At 67.4% G+C, this 15,196-nt stretch carries 15 protein-coding genes; 6 read left to right on the top strand and 9 right to left on the bottom strand.

Annotated elements, in window-relative coordinates:
• Positions 1–2: 2 nt before the first annotated feature.
• The 5 genes from IQ782_RS07285 to IQ782_RS07265 all read right to left on the bottom strand — a co-directional run bounded on the left by IQ782_RS07285 (position 3) and on the right by IQ782_RS07265 (position 4,373).
• The gene (locus tag IQ782_RS07285; RefSeq protein WP_194133959.1) at positions 3–653 is read right to left on the bottom strand and encodes an isochorismatase family protein; all 651 of its coding nucleotides are present in this window, start codon (positions 651–653) and stop codon (positions 3–5) included.
• A 1-nt stretch (position 654) separates the two neighbouring features.
• A complete protein-coding gene (locus tag IQ782_RS07280) occupies positions 655–1,146 on the bottom strand; it encodes a flavin reductase family protein (protein ID WP_194133958.1) in 492 nt (163 codons plus the stop codon).
• Positions 1,146–2,255 carry an amidase gene (locus IQ782_RS07275; protein WP_194133957.1) on the bottom strand — a complete coding sequence of 370 codons (1,110 nt, stop codon included), beginning with the start codon at positions 2,253–2,255 and terminating at the stop codon, positions 1,146–1,148. Before IQ782_RS07275 ends, IQ782_RS07280 begins: the two co-directional genes overlap by 1 nt.
• Before the next feature lie 95 nt (positions 2,256–2,350).
• A complete protein-coding gene (gene rutA / locus IQ782_RS07270; protein ID WP_194133956.1) occupies positions 2,351–3,430 on the bottom strand; it encodes a pyrimidine utilization protein A in 1,080 nt (359 codons plus the stop codon).
• Positions 3,431–3,617: 187 nt separating this feature from the next.
• Positions 3,618–4,373: a GntR family transcriptional regulator gene (locus tag IQ782_RS07265; RefSeq protein WP_194133955.1), complete on the bottom strand. Its 756-nt coding sequence runs from the start codon at positions 4,371–4,373 to the stop codon at positions 3,618–3,620.
• Positions 4,374–4,482: 109 nt separating this feature from the next.
• Here IQ782_RS07265 and IQ782_RS07260 point away from each other — a divergent pair, with 109 nt between their 5' ends.
• The 5 genes from IQ782_RS07260 (at position 4,483) to pheT (ending at position 10,948) form a co-directional block, all read left to right on the top strand.
• Positions 4,483–5,721: an MFS transporter gene (locus tag IQ782_RS07260; protein WP_194133954.1), complete on the top strand. Its 1,239-nt coding sequence runs from the start codon at positions 4,483–4,485 to the stop codon at positions 5,719–5,721.
• 435 nt (positions 5,722–6,156) lie between these two features.
• A complete protein-coding gene (locus IQ782_RS07255) occupies positions 6,157–6,357 on the top strand; it encodes a hypothetical protein (protein WP_194133953.1) in 201 nt (66 codons plus the stop codon).
• Complete coding sequence (locus IQ782_RS07250) at positions 6,354–7,712, top strand: amidase (protein ID WP_194133952.1); 1,359 nt, start codon at positions 6,354–6,356, stop codon at positions 7,710–7,712. The genes IQ782_RS07255 and IQ782_RS07250 overlap by 4 nt, the downstream gene beginning before the upstream one ends.
• A gap of 19 nt (positions 7,713–7,731) precedes the next feature.
• A complete protein-coding gene (locus IQ782_RS07245) occupies positions 7,732–8,337 on the top strand; it encodes a malonic semialdehyde reductase (protein ID WP_194133951.1) in 606 nt (201 codons plus the stop codon).
• Positions 8,338–8,551: 214 nt separating this feature from the next.
• On the top strand, positions 8,552–10,948 hold the full coding sequence (gene pheT / locus IQ782_RS07240) for a phenylalanine--tRNA ligase subunit beta (RefSeq protein WP_194133950.1): 2,397 nt from the start codon (positions 8,552–8,554) through the stop codon (positions 10,946–10,948).
• 179 nt (positions 10,949–11,127) lie between these two features.
• On the opposite strand, the gene IQ782_RS29715 is transcribed toward pheT, so the two are convergent.
• The 3 genes from IQ782_RS29715 to IQ782_RS07225 form a co-directional block, all read right to left on the bottom strand.
• The gene (locus IQ782_RS29715) at positions 11,128–11,382 is read right to left on the bottom strand and encodes an EF-hand domain-containing protein (protein ID WP_240989149.1); all 255 of its coding nucleotides are present in this window, start codon (positions 11,380–11,382) and stop codon (positions 11,128–11,130) included.
• 62 nt (positions 11,383–11,444) lie between these two features.
• Entirely contained in the window at positions 11,445–11,786 is a 342-nt protein-coding gene (locus IQ782_RS07230) for a carboxymuconolactone decarboxylase family protein (RefSeq protein WP_194133949.1), read from the bottom strand.
• 158 nt (positions 11,787–11,944) lie between these two features.
• The gene (locus IQ782_RS07225; RefSeq protein ID WP_194133948.1) at positions 11,945–13,633 is read right to left on the bottom strand and encodes an acyl-CoA dehydrogenase family protein; all 1,689 of its coding nucleotides are present in this window, start codon (positions 13,631–13,633) and stop codon (positions 11,945–11,947) included.
• A gap of 147 nt (positions 13,634–13,780) precedes the next feature.
• Between IQ782_RS07225 and IQ782_RS07220 the strand changes: the two genes are divergently transcribed.
• On the top strand, positions 13,781–14,551 hold the full coding sequence (locus tag IQ782_RS07220; RefSeq protein WP_194133947.1) for a sulfite exporter TauE/SafE family protein: 771 nt from the start codon (positions 13,781–13,783) through the stop codon (positions 14,549–14,551).
• Positions 14,552–14,643: 92 nt separating this feature from the next.
• On the opposite strand, the gene IQ782_RS07215 is transcribed toward IQ782_RS07220, so the two are convergent.
• Positions 14,644–15,090 carry a PPC domain-containing DNA-binding protein gene (locus IQ782_RS07215; protein ID WP_240989148.1) on the bottom strand — a complete coding sequence of 149 codons (447 nt, stop codon included), beginning with the start codon at positions 15,088–15,090 and terminating at the stop codon, positions 14,644–14,646.
• Positions 15,091–15,196 lie beyond the last annotated feature (106 nt).

Below are 15,196 nucleotides of genomic sequence, written 5' to 3'. Positions count from 1 at the left end.
GATCAGGCGCTGACCGAGAGGCCGCCACCGGGCTTGGCAAATTCGGCCAGGCAGGCGTCCATGCCGATCACATCGGCATATTTCGCGTTCATGTCGAAAAGGTTCGCTTCGTGCGGCGCGGCGTGGCGGTCGCCGCAGGCCTCGCGCACCACCAGCGTGCGGAAGCCGTGGCTCATGGCGTCGACGCAGGACGCCCGCACGCATCCCGAGGTGGTAAGCCCGGTCAAGATCACGCTGTCGCAGCCCATGGCGGTCAGCGTCGACGCCAGCGAGGTTCCGAAGAAGGCGGACGGGTATTGTTTGGAGACCACCAGCTCGTCTGCCTCGGGCACCAGCCCTTCGGCAAACTCGGCGGTGGCACGGCCGGGCAGGAAGGCCTCGAGCGGAGCGGCCTTCTCATAGAAGCGCCCGCCGTCGATACCGCTCGGATGCAGGGCCACGCGGGTGAGGATCACCGGCACCTGCGCCGCCCGTGCCGCGGCACGCAGCTTCAGCGCCGCTGTCAGAGCTATGACCGCCCCCTCGCCGGCGAAGAGTGGGCAAGTCTCGTCGTAATAGGCTTGGGCGAAATCGATCAGCACCAGCGCGGGGCGGTCCCCGAAGCCGACCGAACGGTCATAGACCCCGGCATAGTTCTCCGCGGCATCCGTCATGTCACACGCTTTCTGTGCGGGTGAGGCTTTCGAACCTGCCATCGTGATACAGCAGCGGATCCGAGACGCTGCCCCAGTCGGTGACCGCCACCACTTCCCCGATGAAGATGGTGTGGGTCCCAAAGGCGCTTTTCTGGGCCGGGCGGCAGTCGAAGCTGACCTGCGCCCCGCGCAGCGCCGGGGCGCCGGTCTCCAGCTCCGTCCAATCGCCCATCTCGAAACGGGTCTCGCGGTCCTTCGGCGTCGCGAAGCGCATCGCCACGTCCTGTTGGCCGCGCGATAGTACGTTCACGCAGAATGACTTGGCCTCGCTGAGGTGTTCGTGGATCGAGGCCGAGGCATTGACACAGATCAGCAGGCTCGGCGGTTCCGCGCTGAGCGAGGTCACCGCTGTGGCGATAAGCCCGTGCCGCACGCCGTCGCATTCGCAGGTGATCAGCGAGACACCGGCAGCGAGGCGTCTCATGCCGGATTTGAAGTCGTTGGGGTCCATCAGTCGTCCTTTCCTTCGATCTCGGCGGGCCGGGAGGGAGCCAGCGCCGGGGCAATCTGCGCGGCGAGCCGGATCAGCCGGCTGTCCTGCGCCCGCGCCGCCACGAGCTGCACGCCGAGCGGCAGCGGATGCGAGACCGCAGGAACATGAATGCAGGGCAGTTGCATCGCCGTCCAGAGGGCATTGAACTTCGGCTTGCCTGCGCTGCGCCCGATCGGCGCAAATCCGGGTGCCGCGGGGACAATGACCGCATCATATGGGGCCACGAGGGCCTCGAAGGCGCGGCGATGGTCCGCAAGCCGGTCATAGGCGGCGACCATCTTGCGCGCGCTGTGGCCCTCGCCGCGACTCGCGCGGTTCGGGAAATCTCGGTGCACCAACGGGCGCTTGTGCAGAAGATTGCGCATGGCGGCAGCGCCCTCGCTCATCTGCACACAGCGGTGCAATGCGTCGAGGTCGTGCATCTCGGCGGGCAGTTGCAGCCATTCGGTGTCGGCAACCGGGGCGAGCCGGGCGGGCAGGCTCTGCATGAGGTCCATAGTCTCTGGCGCGAGCTCGCCGGCGTAGGGCTTCACCCCCTCGGCCGAGATCAGCCCCCAGCTCGGTTTCATGGCCGGGGTGCCGCAGAACGACGCCGGGCGGATGGTCGAGCCGCCGGTCTGCGTGCCGAGCGCCAGCGGTACGTGGAAATCCGCGACGGCCGCTGCCGAGCCCGCCGAGGAGCCGCCGGAGGTGCGGGACGGATCGGCGGGGCAGCCGGGCATCGCGTTGCGCCCGGCGGCGGCAAATTCCGTGGTGTCGGTCTTGCCCAGACTGATTGCTCCCGCAGCGCGCAGGATCGCGACGCAGGGGGCGTCGTCGCTCGGGCGGCGAGTGCCGTAGAGCGGGGAGTTCTGGTTGGTCGGCAGGTCTGCCGTGTCGATCACATCCTTGATCGCCACCGGGATTCCGGCCAGCGGGCGGGGGTTGAGATTGAGCCACGCGCGGATCTCGCCGTCGCGCGCGGCAATGCGGGCGAGGCAGACGCGCATGAGCTCGCGCGGGGTGAGCCGCCCGTCACGCATCAGCGCACGGGCGGAGGTGGCGTCGAGCCTGCAAAGGTCGGTCATCGTCGTGAGGGGAAGGCTGCCGCTTGTTCCTACATGCGCGGCGGTCCTGCAGACATCCTGCTGCCGCCGCGCCTGATCGGGGTTCTGGTCGCGGGTCAGGCGGCCTTGAGCTTGTCGCTGCGCGAGTTCATCAGCGGCTGGATCTTCTGGCCGAAGGCATCCATTCCGATGAGGAAGTCGTCGAAGGTCATCATGATGCCCTTCACGCCTTCGACGGCCGCGGCCTCGTCGAGCATCTTGGCGACGGTTGCGTAGGAGCCGACCAGCGTGCCCATGTTGAAGTTCACCGCGCCCTCGGGCACCGACATGTGCTTGGCGGTCGAGGTGCCGTCGCGGCCCTCGTCGACGTTGGACTGGTCGATCAGCCACTTCAACGCGCCCATGTCGGCCATGTCGTGGTACTTCTGCCACTTGGCCATGGCCGCCTCGTCGGTCTCGTCGGCAATCACCATGAAGAGCACGTAGGCGCCCACGTCGCGGCCCGACTCCTTGCCCGCCTCGACGAGGATCTTGGCGTTGTCGGCAAAGGCGGTGGGGGTGTTGATCCCGGCACCCATGATGAAGTTGTAGTCGGCGTATTCGGCGGCAAACTTCATGCCGCGCGGGCTCATGCCCGCGGCAACGATCTCGACATCGCCCAGCGGAGGCGGCGAGAGCTTGCAGTCGGTCATGGAGAAGTGCTCGCCCTTGAAGTCCGAGCTGCCCTCGCCCCAGAGGTCCTTCATCACCTGCACGTATTCGGTGGCATAATCATACCGGTAGCCGAACCAGTCGTTGCCCGGCCACATGCCCATCTGGCTGTATTCGCCCTCGGCCCAGCCGGTGACGATGTTGATGCCGAAACGGCCCGGCGCGATCGAGCTGATGGTCGAGGCCATGCGCGCCACGATGGCGGGGGGCAGGGTCAGGATGGCGGTGGAGGCGAAGAGCTTGATCTCCGAGGTGACGGCGGCAAGGCCGGCCATCAGCGTGAAGCTTTCCAGCGCGTGGTCCCAGAACTCGGTCTTGCCGCCGAAGCCGCGCAACTTGACCATCGAGAGCGCGAACTCGAGGCCGTAGCTCTCGGCCTTCTGCACCACCTGTTTGTTGAGATCGAAGCTGGCCATGTACTGTGGCGCGCCTTCGGAAATCAGCCACCCGTTGTTCGCGATCGGGATGAAGACACCCATATCCATATGAATTCTCCTGCTGGACATCTCGTTTTTGTATGTCCGAACTAATCCGGTCAGGTCCGGACGGGTCCAGCGGAGTGATGCAAGGACGTCCGGACTTATGCGGAGGCTCCGGGCGGCTGATGATTTTATGTGCAGAGCGGTCTTGGGCTGGGCTCGACGTGGGCAGCGCGCGAGCGCTGCGGAGGTCTCACTCGGCGGAGAGATTCGTGCGATAGGCGAAGGCGTCGTCGGGAGACGTCTGGATCGCATATTCCAGCAGCCGCCCGCCTGACGCGAGGTAGCGCCGGGTGATGCGCAGCCCGATGGTGCCTTCGGGCCGGTTCAGCTCCCGGCAGACCTCGGGGCAGATCTGCACGGCGCGGATCTCCTGCTGTATCTCTTCGATCCGCTCTCCGGTGCGCTGCTCGATCAACTGGAAGAGAGAAGAGCGCAAAGCGGTCATGTCGGTCACCACGTCCTGCGCGATCGGGTCGAGGTAGACCTCGTTCCAACAGAAAGGCGTGGGCTCGCCGATGAAATGCCGCGGGCCAGCCATGTAGATGAGCCGTTTTCCGGGACGACAGCCGATCTCGGCCGCGGTCTTGCCGCGCACCTCGCGGCGCTCCTTCTGGCGAATGAAGAACTCGCTCTGACTGGCAAACTCGAAAAGGTCGTCGCGGGAGTCATTGCGGAAGCGATCGCGCCAGTCTGCCTTGGCGGCCTCGACTCGTGTGCCCACGCCCTTGCGGGCCACGAGCATTCCCCGCTTGCGCAGCTGGGCAATGGCCTGACGCACCGTGTGCCGGCTGACGCCAAGTTGCGCTGCAAGCTCCGCCTCTGGCGGGAGAAGGCTGCCGACCGCGCGCTCGCCAGAGACAATCTGCCGCTCCAACCGGTGCGCCACCTGGAGATAGAGCGGGGTGGACGTGCCCGCGTCCTGCTCGAGATCCTGGTCTTCCGTCACCTCATGCTCCCCTGAAGCGGATAGAATTCTTTCCAATAAGTACGTACTTATTAGGCGTCCTGCGCATCGCACTCATATTGCCCGCCATTTAAGTCCGGACTTTACGCGAATGAGCGACAGCTTGTCGACCCAAGGTGCCCCAACTGCGCCGAACCTTTGGATCAGGCCGCTGGCGCTCATGACGCTGGTGCAGATCGCCGCGACGAGCAGCATCCTCGCGCTGACGGCGCTGGCACCGGAAGCGGCGGAGAGCCTCGGCATCGGTGCGCATTGGATCGGGTACCAGATCAGCCTTGTCTATTTCTCGGGCATGTTCGCCTCCGGGTTTGCCGGGGTGGTGGTCGAGACGCTGCGCGCCGAGCGCGTGATCCGGCTGGAACTGGCGATCTTCGTGCTCGGCCTTCTGGTCCTCGCGACCGGGCAACCGGTGCTCATGGTGCTGGTCTCGCTGCTCTTTGGTGTCGGTTACGGGCTGAACAACCCGGCCTCTTCGGTCATCCTGCACCGCCATACGCCGCCGGCGCGCCAGAGCCTGGCCTTCTCGATCAAGCAAAGTGGCATGCCGCTCGGTGCGGTCGTCGCCCACGTGCTTTTGCCGGCGCTTGCGGTCGCGCTGGGGCTGGGATGGCAAAGCGCGCTCGTTCTGGCGGCAGTCCCGCCAGCGGGGCTGCTGCTGCGCTCGCTGCTGGTCGGGCGGCCCGAACCGATCCGCCGCGGCGCGGCCTTGGAGGGCATATGGCGGCGCATGCTGCGCGAACAGCGGGCGATCCTGTCGAACCCGCGATCGCGCACCTTGGCCATTCTCGGATGCCTCTACTCGGCGCTGCAACTCATCGCGACGGCCTTCATCGTCGTGATGCCGGTCGATCAGGGCTGGACGCTGGTGGCGGCGGGACGCGTGGCGGCCGCCTCGCAGATGCTCGGCGCGGCCGGGCGCATCGGCTTGGGGGTGGCCGCGGATCACCTCGGCGGATTCCGGACGCTGGCGCTGATCGGGGGGCTCGCCGGCAGTATCCTCTTGTCGCTCTTCTGGCTTGGCTCCTTCCCGGCACCGTTGCAAGTGGCGCTGCTGGCCGGTCTCGGCGGCGTGGCCTCGGGCTGGAACGGGGTGTTTCTGGCCGCCGCCGCGCGTGGCGCGCCCAAGGGCAAGGTCGGCGCCAACACCGGCGCGCTGCTCGTCTACACCTTCGTCGGGGTGATCCTAGCTCCGAGCTGCTTCGCCTTCATCTACGGGCTGGTCGGGGACTACGGGCTTGGCTTCTCGCTCTTCTCGGGCGTTGGCTTTCTCGGTGCGGCGCTGTCTTGGGGTCAGATGCGGGCGCAGGCCCGCGAGGTGTTGCCCGCATAGGTCAGGTGCACAAGGGGCAGGCGTCCCCGCGATGAGAATGCGGGCATCTCGCGTCCGGCCGCGGTCGTTCCGTCAGATTCCTCGCGCGACTCGTTGACATAAATTTGCAAAAGTACGGACAATCATCACGTGTACGGGCATGTGCCCGGCGCGAAAGGTCATTGCCCGAAAGACGCAGATGAGCACCTCAATCCCGGCAAATCCCTCGGTCGAGCAGTGTCAGGTCCGGCCCCGCGTGTGCGCATCGCCGTGCAGACGCGGTCCGTTTTCTCATCCAATTGCCCTCACAGGCGATCAGCGGATGGGCAAATCGGCGGTGGAGCCTCCGATTGGGTCGCGCGACTCTGGTGCTTGGCCGCAGGCTCGATCAGCACGATCCCCAAAGCAGACAAGCCAGGACAGCCGCGCCCGAGCGGCTGGGAAAGGACCCCTCACATGGAACAGGAGCTGAACGCTCTGCTGGGGCGCGCCCCATCGGACAGCGAACGCGCCATCGCGCAGGATCAACGCGCCCGCGTCGAGGCCGGCATCTTCGCCAATCCGCTGCTCGCATTGGCCGGCGACGGCCCCTTGCGCCCTTCCGGCCGTTGCGGCGCGCTGGCGGCCACCGATCCTTTCGCGGAGGGCGCCGCATGAGCCTGGTCACCATCGCCGCCCTGCAAGCCCGGCTCGAAACGGGCGAGACCACCGCCACCGCGCTGCTCTCGGACATGCAAGCGCGCATCACCGCCCGCGGCACGCTCTCGCCCTTCCAGCGGCTGGAGTGGGAGCGCGCCTACGAGCAGGCCGAGCGGTCCGACCGTGCGCGGCGCGAGGGGGCACCGCTCGGACCGCTCGCGGGCGTCCCGATGGCGCACAAGGACATGTTCGACCGCAAGGGCGCGACCGTCGGTTTCGGGGGGCATCCCTCGGCCCGCAAGACCGCCACGGCAACCGCGCCGGTGCTCGAGCGGCTCGACGCCGCCGGGGCGGTGGATTTCGGTCGGTTGCAGATGTCGGAGTTCGCCATGGGGCCGACCGGGCAGAACCACCATTACGGCATGCCCGAGAACCCGGCGGTTCCCGGCGGCGTGCCCGGCGGGTCGTCGAGCGGCTCGGGCGTTGCGGTCGGCATGGGGCTGGTGCCCGCGGCGCTCGGTTCGGACACGGGCGGGTCGATCCGCGTGCCCGCGGCCTGCAATGGCGTGGTGGGGTTCAAGCCGAGCCTTGGCCTGGTGCCGCTCACCGGTGCCATGCCGCTGAGCTGGACGCAGGACACCCTCGGCCCGCTCGCCGCCTCGGTGGACTGTGCGCGGCGGGTGCTGTCGGTGATCTCCGGCGGCAAGATCCGCCCGCGGGGCGAACCGCTGCGCAAGCTGCGCATCGCCTTTGACCGCGGCGCATTTGTCGAGGGCATCTCGGATCGCATGCGCGCGGCGCTGGCCGAGACTCGCGGCGCGCTGGCGGGGCAGGGGCACGACCTCGTCTCGCTCGACATGGGCTTCTTCGCCGATCTCACAGAGCCTGCCAATGTCATCGCCATCGCCGAGGCCGCAACGGTCCATGCCGACCGGCTGCGCGACTGTGCCGAGACCTATGGCACGCAGGTGCGCGCCCGCCTCGCGCAGGCGGCGGGCATCTCGGCCCAGGCCTACCTGCGCGCCCGGCAGATCCGCGAGATCGCCATGGTGCGCACCGCCGAGGAGATCTTCGGCGCCGCCGACCTGGTGATCCTGCCCGGCCTCGCCGACGTCGCCCCGCAGGCCGAGGCGCTGGTCCATGCAGAGGGCACCGAGATCGCCCGGATGATCTCGGGGATGACCGGCTTCACCCGCCCCGGTTCGATCCTCGGCCTGCCGGTGCTCTCGCTGCCGGTGGCCTGGACCTCGGACGGCCCGCTCAGCCTCCAGATCATGGGGCCGCGCGGCTCGGAGGACCTGATCGCCGATCTCGCGCAAACCCTGGAAACCTCGCGCCAGCCGGTGGAATCCGCCCTGGCCGAACCCGCTTGAAGACTGAAAGGCACGATCCATGAAAGACCTCCTCCCCACCGGCGCGCTCGATGCCGCGGCGCTCGACACGCTCTTCCTCGAAGCGCGCAGCCAGAACGCCTGGCAGGACAAGGACATCCCCGAGGAGATCCTCGCGCAGCTCTACGACCTGGTGAAGATGGGCCCGACCTCGGCCAACTGCTCGCCGGCGCGCTTCGTCTTCATCCGCAGCAAGGACGCCAAGGACAAGCTCGCCCCCGCCATGTCGAGCGGCAACCGCGAGAAGACCATGGCGGCCCCGGTCACCGTCATCGTCTGCCAGGACATGGCATTCTACGACAAGCTCGGCGAGCTCTTCCCGCATGTCGACGCCAAGCCCTGGTTCACCGGCTCCGAGGCGATGATCAGCGAGACCGCCTTCCGCAACTCCTCGCTGCAGGGCGGCTACCTGATCACCGCTGCCCGAGCGCTCGGTCTCGATTGCGGCCCGATGTCGGGCTTCGACGCCAAGCTGATCGAGGAGACCTTCCTCGCCGGCACGACCTGGAAGGTGAACTTCATGGTCAACCTCGGCTATGGCGAGCCTTCCAAGGTCTTCGGTCGGCTGCCGCGGCTCAAGATGGAAGACGCCTGCAAGGTGCTCTGAGCCATGCTCTCGCCATGGTGGCGCGCCGCCGCCATGGCCCCCTCTCCTCCAGCCTTCTTCTAGGATCAAATATCCCGGGGTGAATGCCCGCAGGGCAGAGGGGCAGCGCCCCTTCCTGCGCGATGGGGCAACCGGCGTCCGGGCCAACCCCCTTTCCCCTCCCGCCTCATTCCGCTAAGGACCGGACCCAAGCGAAACCAAGCCGGGCCGAGAGATGAAATTCACGCTTTCCTGGTTGAAAGACCACCTCGACACCTCCGCCACGGTGGAGGAAATCACCGAGGCACTGACCGATCTGGGGCTGGAAGTCGAAGGGGTGGAAAACCCTGCCGACCGCCTGTCGGCCTTTACCATCGGCAAGGTCCTCAAGGCCGAGAAACACCCCGACGCCGACAAGCTGCGCGTCTGCACGGTGATGACCGACGAGGGCGAGAGCCAGATCATCTGCGGCGCACCCAACGCGCGCGAGGGGATCACCGTGGTCGTGGCCAAGCCCGGCACTTATGTGCCCGGCATCGACACCACCATCCAGGTCGGCAAGATCCGCGGCATCGAGAGCTTCGGCATGATGTGCTCCGAGCGCGAGATGGAGCTGTCGGAAGAGCATGACGGCATCATCGAGCTGCCCTCGGGCGAGGTCGGCGAGCGCTTCATCGACTGGCTGGCGGCCAATGATCCGGCCAAGGTCGATCCGGTGATCGAGATCGCCATCACCCCGAACCGCCCCGACGCGCTTGGCGTGCATGGCATTGCCCGCGATCTCGCGGCGCGGGGGCTCGGCACGCTGAAGGCGCTGCCCGAGGTGACCGTGCCCGGCGCCTTCGCCTCGCCGATCAACGTCACCATCGACGAAGACACGCTGGACGACTGCCCGGTGTTCTACGGCCGCGTCATCCGCGGCGTGAAGAACGGCCCGTCGCCGCAATGGCTGCAGGACCGGCTGAAGGCCATCGGCCTGCGCCCGATCAGCTTCCTCGTCGACGTGACCAACTACTTCACCTTCGACCGCAACCGCCCGCTGCACGTCTTTGACGCCGGCAAGGTGTCGGGCGATTTGCGCGTGCACCGCGCCAAGGGCGGCGAGACCATCGAGGCGCTCGACGAGCGCACCTACACGCTCGAGCCGGGCATGGTGGTGATCTCGGCCGGGGATACCGTCGAAAGCCTTGGCGGCGTCATGGGTGGCGAGCCCACGGGCGTTTCTGACGAGACGGTCGACGTCTTCCTCGAGGCGGCCTACTTCCAGACCGTCCGCACCGCCTACACGGGCCGCGCGCTGAAGATCAATTCCGACGCCCGCTACCGCTTCGAGCGCGGCATCGACCCGGCCTCGGCGGCCCCGGGCATCGAGGCGGCCACCAAGATGATCCTCGAGATCGCCGGCGGCGAGGCCTCGGAAGTCATCGTCGCGGGTGCCACCCCTGACGTCAGCCGCGCCTACAGGCTCGACACCGACCGGGTGATCAGCCTCGTCGGCATGGAAATCCCGGCGGACGAACAGCGCGCCACGCTGACCGCGCTCGGCTTCACCTTCGACGGCGACATGGCCAATGTGCCGAGCTGGCGTCCCGACGTGATGGGCGAGGCGGACCTGGTGGAAGAGGTTGCCCGCATGGCCTCGCTCACCAAGCTGCAGGGCCAGCCGATGCGCCGCGCCCAGCCGGGTGTGCCGAAGCCGATCCTCTCGCCGCTGCAGAAGCGCGAGCAGGTCGCGCGGCGCACCACGGCGGAGCTCGGCTACAACGAGTGCGTGACCTACAGCTTCATCGACAAGGCGGCGGCCGAGCTCTTTGGCGGCGGCACCGATGCAACCATGCTGGCCAACCCGATCAGCTCCGAGATGAGCCACATGCGCCCCTCGCTGCTGCCGGGCCTCTTGCAGGCGGCAGCACGCAACCAGGCGCGCGGCTTTGCCGACATGGCGCTCTTCGAATGCGGTCCGGCCTTTGCCGGTGGTGAGCCGGGTGAGCAGGCGACGCAGGTCTCCGGCATCCTCGTCGGCCGCACCGGCCCCAAGGACGTGCACGGCGCGGCGCGCCCCGTCGATGTCTTCGACGCCAAGGCCGATGCCGAGGCGATCCTCGCGGCCATGGGCGCGCCCGCCAAGATGCAGATCCTGCGCGGTGCCGAAGAGTGGTGGCACCCGGGCCGTCACGGCAAACTCTGCCTCGGTCCGAAGAAGGTGCTCGGCGTCTTCGGCGAGCTGCACCCCAAGGTGCTGCAGGCGATGGACGTCAAGGGCCCGGTCGTGGCCTTCACCCTCTACCCGCAGGACATCCCGCTGCCGCGCAGCACCGGCTCGGCGCGCCCCGCGCTGAAGCTGAACGACCTGCAGGCCGTCGAGCGGGACTTCGCCTTCGTGGTGGACGCGAACGTGGCCGCGCTCGATCTGGTGAACGCCGCGGCGGGGGCCGACAAGGCGCTGATCGAGGACGTCCGGGTGTTCGACGAGTTCATCGGCGGCAGCCTCGGCGAGGGCAAGAAGTCGCTCGCCATCACCGTGCGCCTGCAGCCGAGCGACGCAACGCTGAAGGAAAAGGACATCGAGGAAGTGGCGGCAAAGATCGTTGCCAAGGTCGAGAAGGCCACCGGCGGCGCGCTGCGCGGCTGACCTCTGGTCCAAAGCAAAGGCCCCGGCGGGATCGTTCCGCCGGGGCCTTTTTATTTGCTGTTGTCGGGCCGCGCCTCAGCCTCGCCAGAACCGCAGGACCTCGATGCGCAGCACGCGCATCATGTCCCGCCAGCCGAGACCGCGCCGTTGGGCTGGCGCGCCCACGCGCAGCGGCACGCTCAGCTCCCCGGGCGCTTCGGCGGGGTCAGTTCGTTTCCGCTCAGCACACCGTCGCCGTTGCGATCCATGCGGGTGAACATGGCGCGGGAGTTGGCATCGAATTCTGCCTTGGTGACCTTGCCGTCGCCATTGGCATCCATCTGCTTGATCATGTCGCCGGGGCCGCGGCCAGCTCCGGCGGCACCCTGGGGCTGGGCCGCGAGGGCGGTTGCGGAAAGCGCGAGGGCGAGTGCTGCTGCGATGAGGGGCTTCATGGGGCGTCCTTTCTTGCCTGTGTCCCTCTGATACGCAGCCCGCGCGCTCCTCCGTCGCGGCATTAGCTCTCGGCTGTAAATTCGTCGTAGGCGGCGAGCGCCTTGGCGGCATACATCAGGCCCGGGCCGCCGCCCATCTGCACGGCCATGCCGGAGACATCGGCGATCTCCTCGCGGGTGGCGCCGAGGCGGACCAGCGCGTTGACGTGGCTCACGATGCAGGCGTCGCAGCGGATCGCGATGCCGATGCCGAGCGCCACGTATTCCTTCTGCTTGTGGTCCAGCGCGGCGTCGGCCGAGGCGGCCTGTTCCATCGCGACGAAGCCGGCGAAGGTCTCGGGGATCGCCTTGCGCAACTCGCGCAGTTCCTTGCGCTTGTCCGAGAGTTGTTCCTTGAATGACATATGTCTCTCCTTGAATGTGACTGAGCCCTGATGACCACGCGGGCGGGACCGCGGCCTTGATCCAGATCAGGCAAGAGGAGAGTAGCGGGATTGCAGGGCGCGCAGAACGCAGAAGGCCCCGCGGGGCGGGGCCTTCCTGTGCATCGGAGGCAGGATGTTCAGCCGAGCAGACGTCGCGCGATCACCTGCGCCTGGATCTCCGCCGCCCCCTCGAAGATGTTGAGGATGCGCGCGTCGCAGAGGATGCGGCTGATCGTGTACTCCAGCGCGAAGCCGTTGCCGCCGTGGATCTGCAGCGCGTTGTCGGCATTGGCCCAGGCGACGCGCGCGCCGAGCAGCTTGGCCATCCCGGCCTCGAGATCGCAACGGATGCCCTCGTCCTTCTCGCGGGCCGAGAAATAAGTGAGCTGGCGGGCGATCATGATCTCGACCGCCATCATCGCCAGCTTGCCCGAGACGCGCGGGAAGGCGATCAGCGGCTTGCCGAACTGCTTGCGCTCCTGCGCGTAGCGCATGCCGACGTCGAGCGCCGATTGCGCCACGCCGATGGCGCGGGCGGCGGTCTGGATGCGGGCGCTCTCGAAGGTCTCCATGAGCTGCTTGAAGCCCTTGCCCTCCGCGCCGCCGAGCAGGTTCTCGCCCTTCACCTTGAAGCCGTCGAAGCCGAGCTCGAACTCCTTCATGCCGCGATAGCCGAGAACCTCGATCTCGCCGCCGGTCATGCCGGGGGTGGGGAAGGGCGTCTCGTCGTCGCCGGGGGTCTTCTCGGCGAGGAACATCGACAGGCCCTTGTAGTCGCTGCTGCCGGGATCGGTGCGGGCGAGCAGGGTCATCACATGGGCGCGGGCGGCATGGGTGATCCAGGTCTTGTTGCCGGTGATTACGTAGTCGCCGTTCTCGTCCTTCACCGCGCGGGTGCGCAGGCTGCCGAGGTCCGATCCGGTGTTGGGCTCGGTGAAGACCGCCGTCGGGAGCTTCTCGCCGCTGGCGATCTGCGGCAGCCATGTCGCCTTCTGCTCCTCGGTGCCGCCGGCGAGGATCAGCTCGGCGGCGATCTCCGACCGGGTGCCGAGGCTGCCCACGCCGATATATCCGCGCGAGAGCTCCTCGGAGACGACACACATCGAAGCCTTGCTGAGGCCGAACCCACCGAATTCCTCGGGGATGGTCAGGCCAAAGACGCCCATCTCGGCCAGTTCCTCGATCACCTCCATCGGGATGTAATCGTCCTTGAGGTGCCAGTCGTGGGCAAACGGCTCGACTTTTTCGACGGCGTAGCGTCGGAACTGCTCGCGGATCATCTCAAGCTCGTCGCCAAGCCCGGTGCGGCCCACGGTGATCTCGGCGGCGCGCTCCTCCATCAGCTCAACGAGGCGGCTGCGGGCGGCTTGAGAATTCCCGATGGCAGCGAGCCTTCCTGCGGCGCCCTCGCGAAGCGGCCCGGCGGCAGAGGGCGGCAGGCCGAGATCCGTAAGGCGTACCATCTCGCCCTGGTTCATCTGGATGCCGCCGGCAATTTGACTGAGGTACTCTCCGAAAGCGATTTGCAGGATCAGCTGTTCGATCTCGCCGAAGGTGCCCGCCGCCGCGAGCCGCGTGGCCCAGCCGTGCATCTGGCGCAGCGATTCGGCGTAGGTGGCGAGCCAGGCAAGACCGTGCGCGGCAAACTGATGCTGCTCGACCAGATCTCCGGAGACGCGGCCATCTTGCACGACCAGCGCGCGGACCGAGTCGCGGGCCCGTTCAAAGACCTGCCCGACCGGATCCAGCGCAGCACCGGTGAGCGCCAGAAGATCGGCGCTCAGGACACCCTGTTCCACCATGCCACCCTGTCCGTCATGAGCCATGAATCATCTCCTCGTCCTGCAAGGGACGGGGATAGCGACTTTGCACTCGCAGCGCAACAAAAATGCTCAAGTGGCGATGTAATGGTTGCACTTATTACCTTGCCGATTGAGGCTGCCCGACTGATCCGCCCGTGATATGAGCGGCTTATGGATGCGCTTCTCACTCTTGTATCGCCGCCGGTCCTGGCGCTCGCCTTCGCTGTTGCAGCACTTGCCGGCCTGATCAAAGGCATGGTCGGTTTCGCCATGCCGATGATCATGATCTCGGGGTTGGGCTCGCTGGTGTCCCCCGAACTGGCGCTGGCCGGGTTGATCCTGCCGACGGTGGCCACCAATGCTCTGCAGGCCCTCGGCGAAGGTCCGCGCGCGGCATGGGAGACGGCGAAACGCTTCAAGGTGCTGCTGGTGGTGGCCTTGGCCATGCTGGCGATCTCGGCGCAACTGGTCCGGGTGCTGCCGGTGCAGGTGCTGCTGGCGATGATCGGCGGGCCGGTCTTCGTTTTCTGCCTGTTGCAGCTCGCGGGATGGAAACCCAACCTGCCCAACGGGTCGACGCCGCGCATCGAGGCGACCGTGGGCGCGGTGGCCGGGTTCATCGGCGGTATGTCCGGCGTCTGGGGGCCCCCGTTCGTGGCCTACCTCACGGCGATCGGCACCGAGAAGCGCGATCAGATCCGTGTCCAGGGCGTGGCCTACGGGTTGGGCGCGATTGCCCTGGTCGCGGCGCATACGGTCTCGGGCGTGTTCAGCGCGCAGACCGCGCCCTTCTCGGCGGCGTTGCTGGTCCCGGCGATGGCGGGCATGTGGCTGGGGCGGCGCGTCCACGACCGAATCGACCAGTCGATGTTCCGCAAGCTGACGCTGATCGTGCTGCTGGTGGCGGCGCTGAACCTGCTGCGGCGGGCTTTCTTTGGCTGAAATCGCCACGGGGGCGCTGCCCCCGTCCGCCGCTGGCGGACTCCCCCGGGATACTTGGACCTAGAAGAAAGGGCGGCGGGGCGCGGGGTGGATCAGTCGAAATGCAGTTCGGGGTACCCCGTGCGCGGATCGACCATGCGGCGGAAATGCACCGGGGCGAGGCCGATGACGACCTCTGCGGTGGTGCGCACGATCGACCCCTCAAGCAGGTGACCGCCAAGCATGGTGCCCTTGGAATCCGAGACCGAGATGTGCAGGTGCGGGCCATTCTCGGAGAAGGTGCCCGACAGCGAGACGATTTCGAGCGTCACCTCAAGGGCCATCGGCGTGTCGAGCCCCGCCGGGCGCAGGCAGACCTTGCTCAGGCTGCCGACACATGCGACCACGAAGCCCGCGTGCTCGCGCTCTGCGCGGAAGGCCAGGTCGAGCGCCGAACGCAGATCGTCACCCGGCAAGAGCCGCAGGGCGAGGAAGCGCATCGCGGCACCGGGCCAGCGGGATTTCAGCTCAGGGTCCATGTGCCGAGGATGCCATATCATGGCCGAATTTCCCAAGATATTCGCGCCAAGGTTGCGCTTGAGGGGACGCGGCGCGCGCATTCCAAGTCATTTTGCCGCCTCATTCCGGTCGGCGGGCGCAGCGGTG

Source organism: Salipiger mangrovisoli, from assembly GCF_015223355.1.
GTDB classification, from domain to species: Bacteria; Pseudomonadota; Alphaproteobacteria; order Rhodobacterales; family Rhodobacteraceae; genus Salipiger; species Salipiger mangrovisoli.
The sequence above is the reverse complement of the archived record's forward strand: the minus strand, read 5'-3'. Positions and strand labels throughout refer to the sequence as shown.

Bases quoted from the DNA above. Each gene is read 5' to 3' on its own strand.
- IQ782_RS29715 (WP_240989149.1), bottom strand. From the start codon at position 11,382: ATGAAGCCCCTCATCGCAGCAGCACTCGCCCTCGCGCTTTCCGCAACC.
- IQ782_RS07225 (WP_194133948.1), bottom strand. From the start codon at position 13,633: ATGGCTCATGACGGACAGGGTGGCATGGTGGAACAGGGTGTCCTGAGC.
- IQ782_RS07285 (WP_194133959.1), bottom strand. From the start codon at position 653: ATGACGGATGCCGCGGAGAACTATGCCGGGGTCTATGACCGTTCGGTC.
- IQ782_RS07220 (WP_194133947.1), top strand. From the start codon at position 13,781: ATGGATGCGCTTCTCACTCTTGTATCGCCGCCGGTCCTGGCGCTCGCC.
- IQ782_RS07250 (WP_194133952.1), top strand. From the start codon at position 6,354: ATGAGCCTGGTCACCATCGCCGCCCTGCAAGCCCGGCTCGAAACGGGC.
- IQ782_RS07260 (WP_194133954.1), top strand. From the start codon at position 4,483: ATGAGCGACAGCTTGTCGACCCAAGGTGCCCCAACTGCGCCGAACCTT.
- pheT (WP_194133950.1), top strand. From the start codon at position 8,552: ATGAAATTCACGCTTTCCTGGTTGAAAGACCACCTCGACACCTCCGCC.
- rutA (WP_194133956.1), bottom strand. From the start codon at position 3,430: ATGGATATGGGTGTCTTCATCCCGATCGCGAACAACGGGTGGCTGATT.
- IQ782_RS07230 (WP_194133949.1), bottom strand. From the start codon at position 11,786: ATGTCATTCAAGGAACAACTCTCGGACAAGCGCAAGGAACTGCGCGAG.
- IQ782_RS07275 (WP_194133957.1), bottom strand. From the start codon at position 2,255: ATGACCGACCTTTGCAGGCTCGACGCCACCTCCGCCCGTGCGCTGATG.
- IQ782_RS07255 (WP_194133953.1), top strand. From the start codon at position 6,157: ATGGAACAGGAGCTGAACGCTCTGCTGGGGCGCGCCCCATCGGACAGC.
- IQ782_RS07215 (WP_240989148.1), bottom strand. From the start codon at position 15,090: ATGATATGGCATCCTCGGCACATGGACCCTGAGCTGAAATCCCGCTGG.
- IQ782_RS07280 (WP_194133958.1), bottom strand. From the start codon at position 1,146: ATGGACCCCAACGACTTCAAATCCGGCATGAGACGCCTCGCTGCCGGT.
- IQ782_RS07245 (WP_194133951.1), top strand. From the start codon at position 7,732: ATGAAAGACCTCCTCCCCACCGGCGCGCTCGATGCCGCGGCGCTCGAC.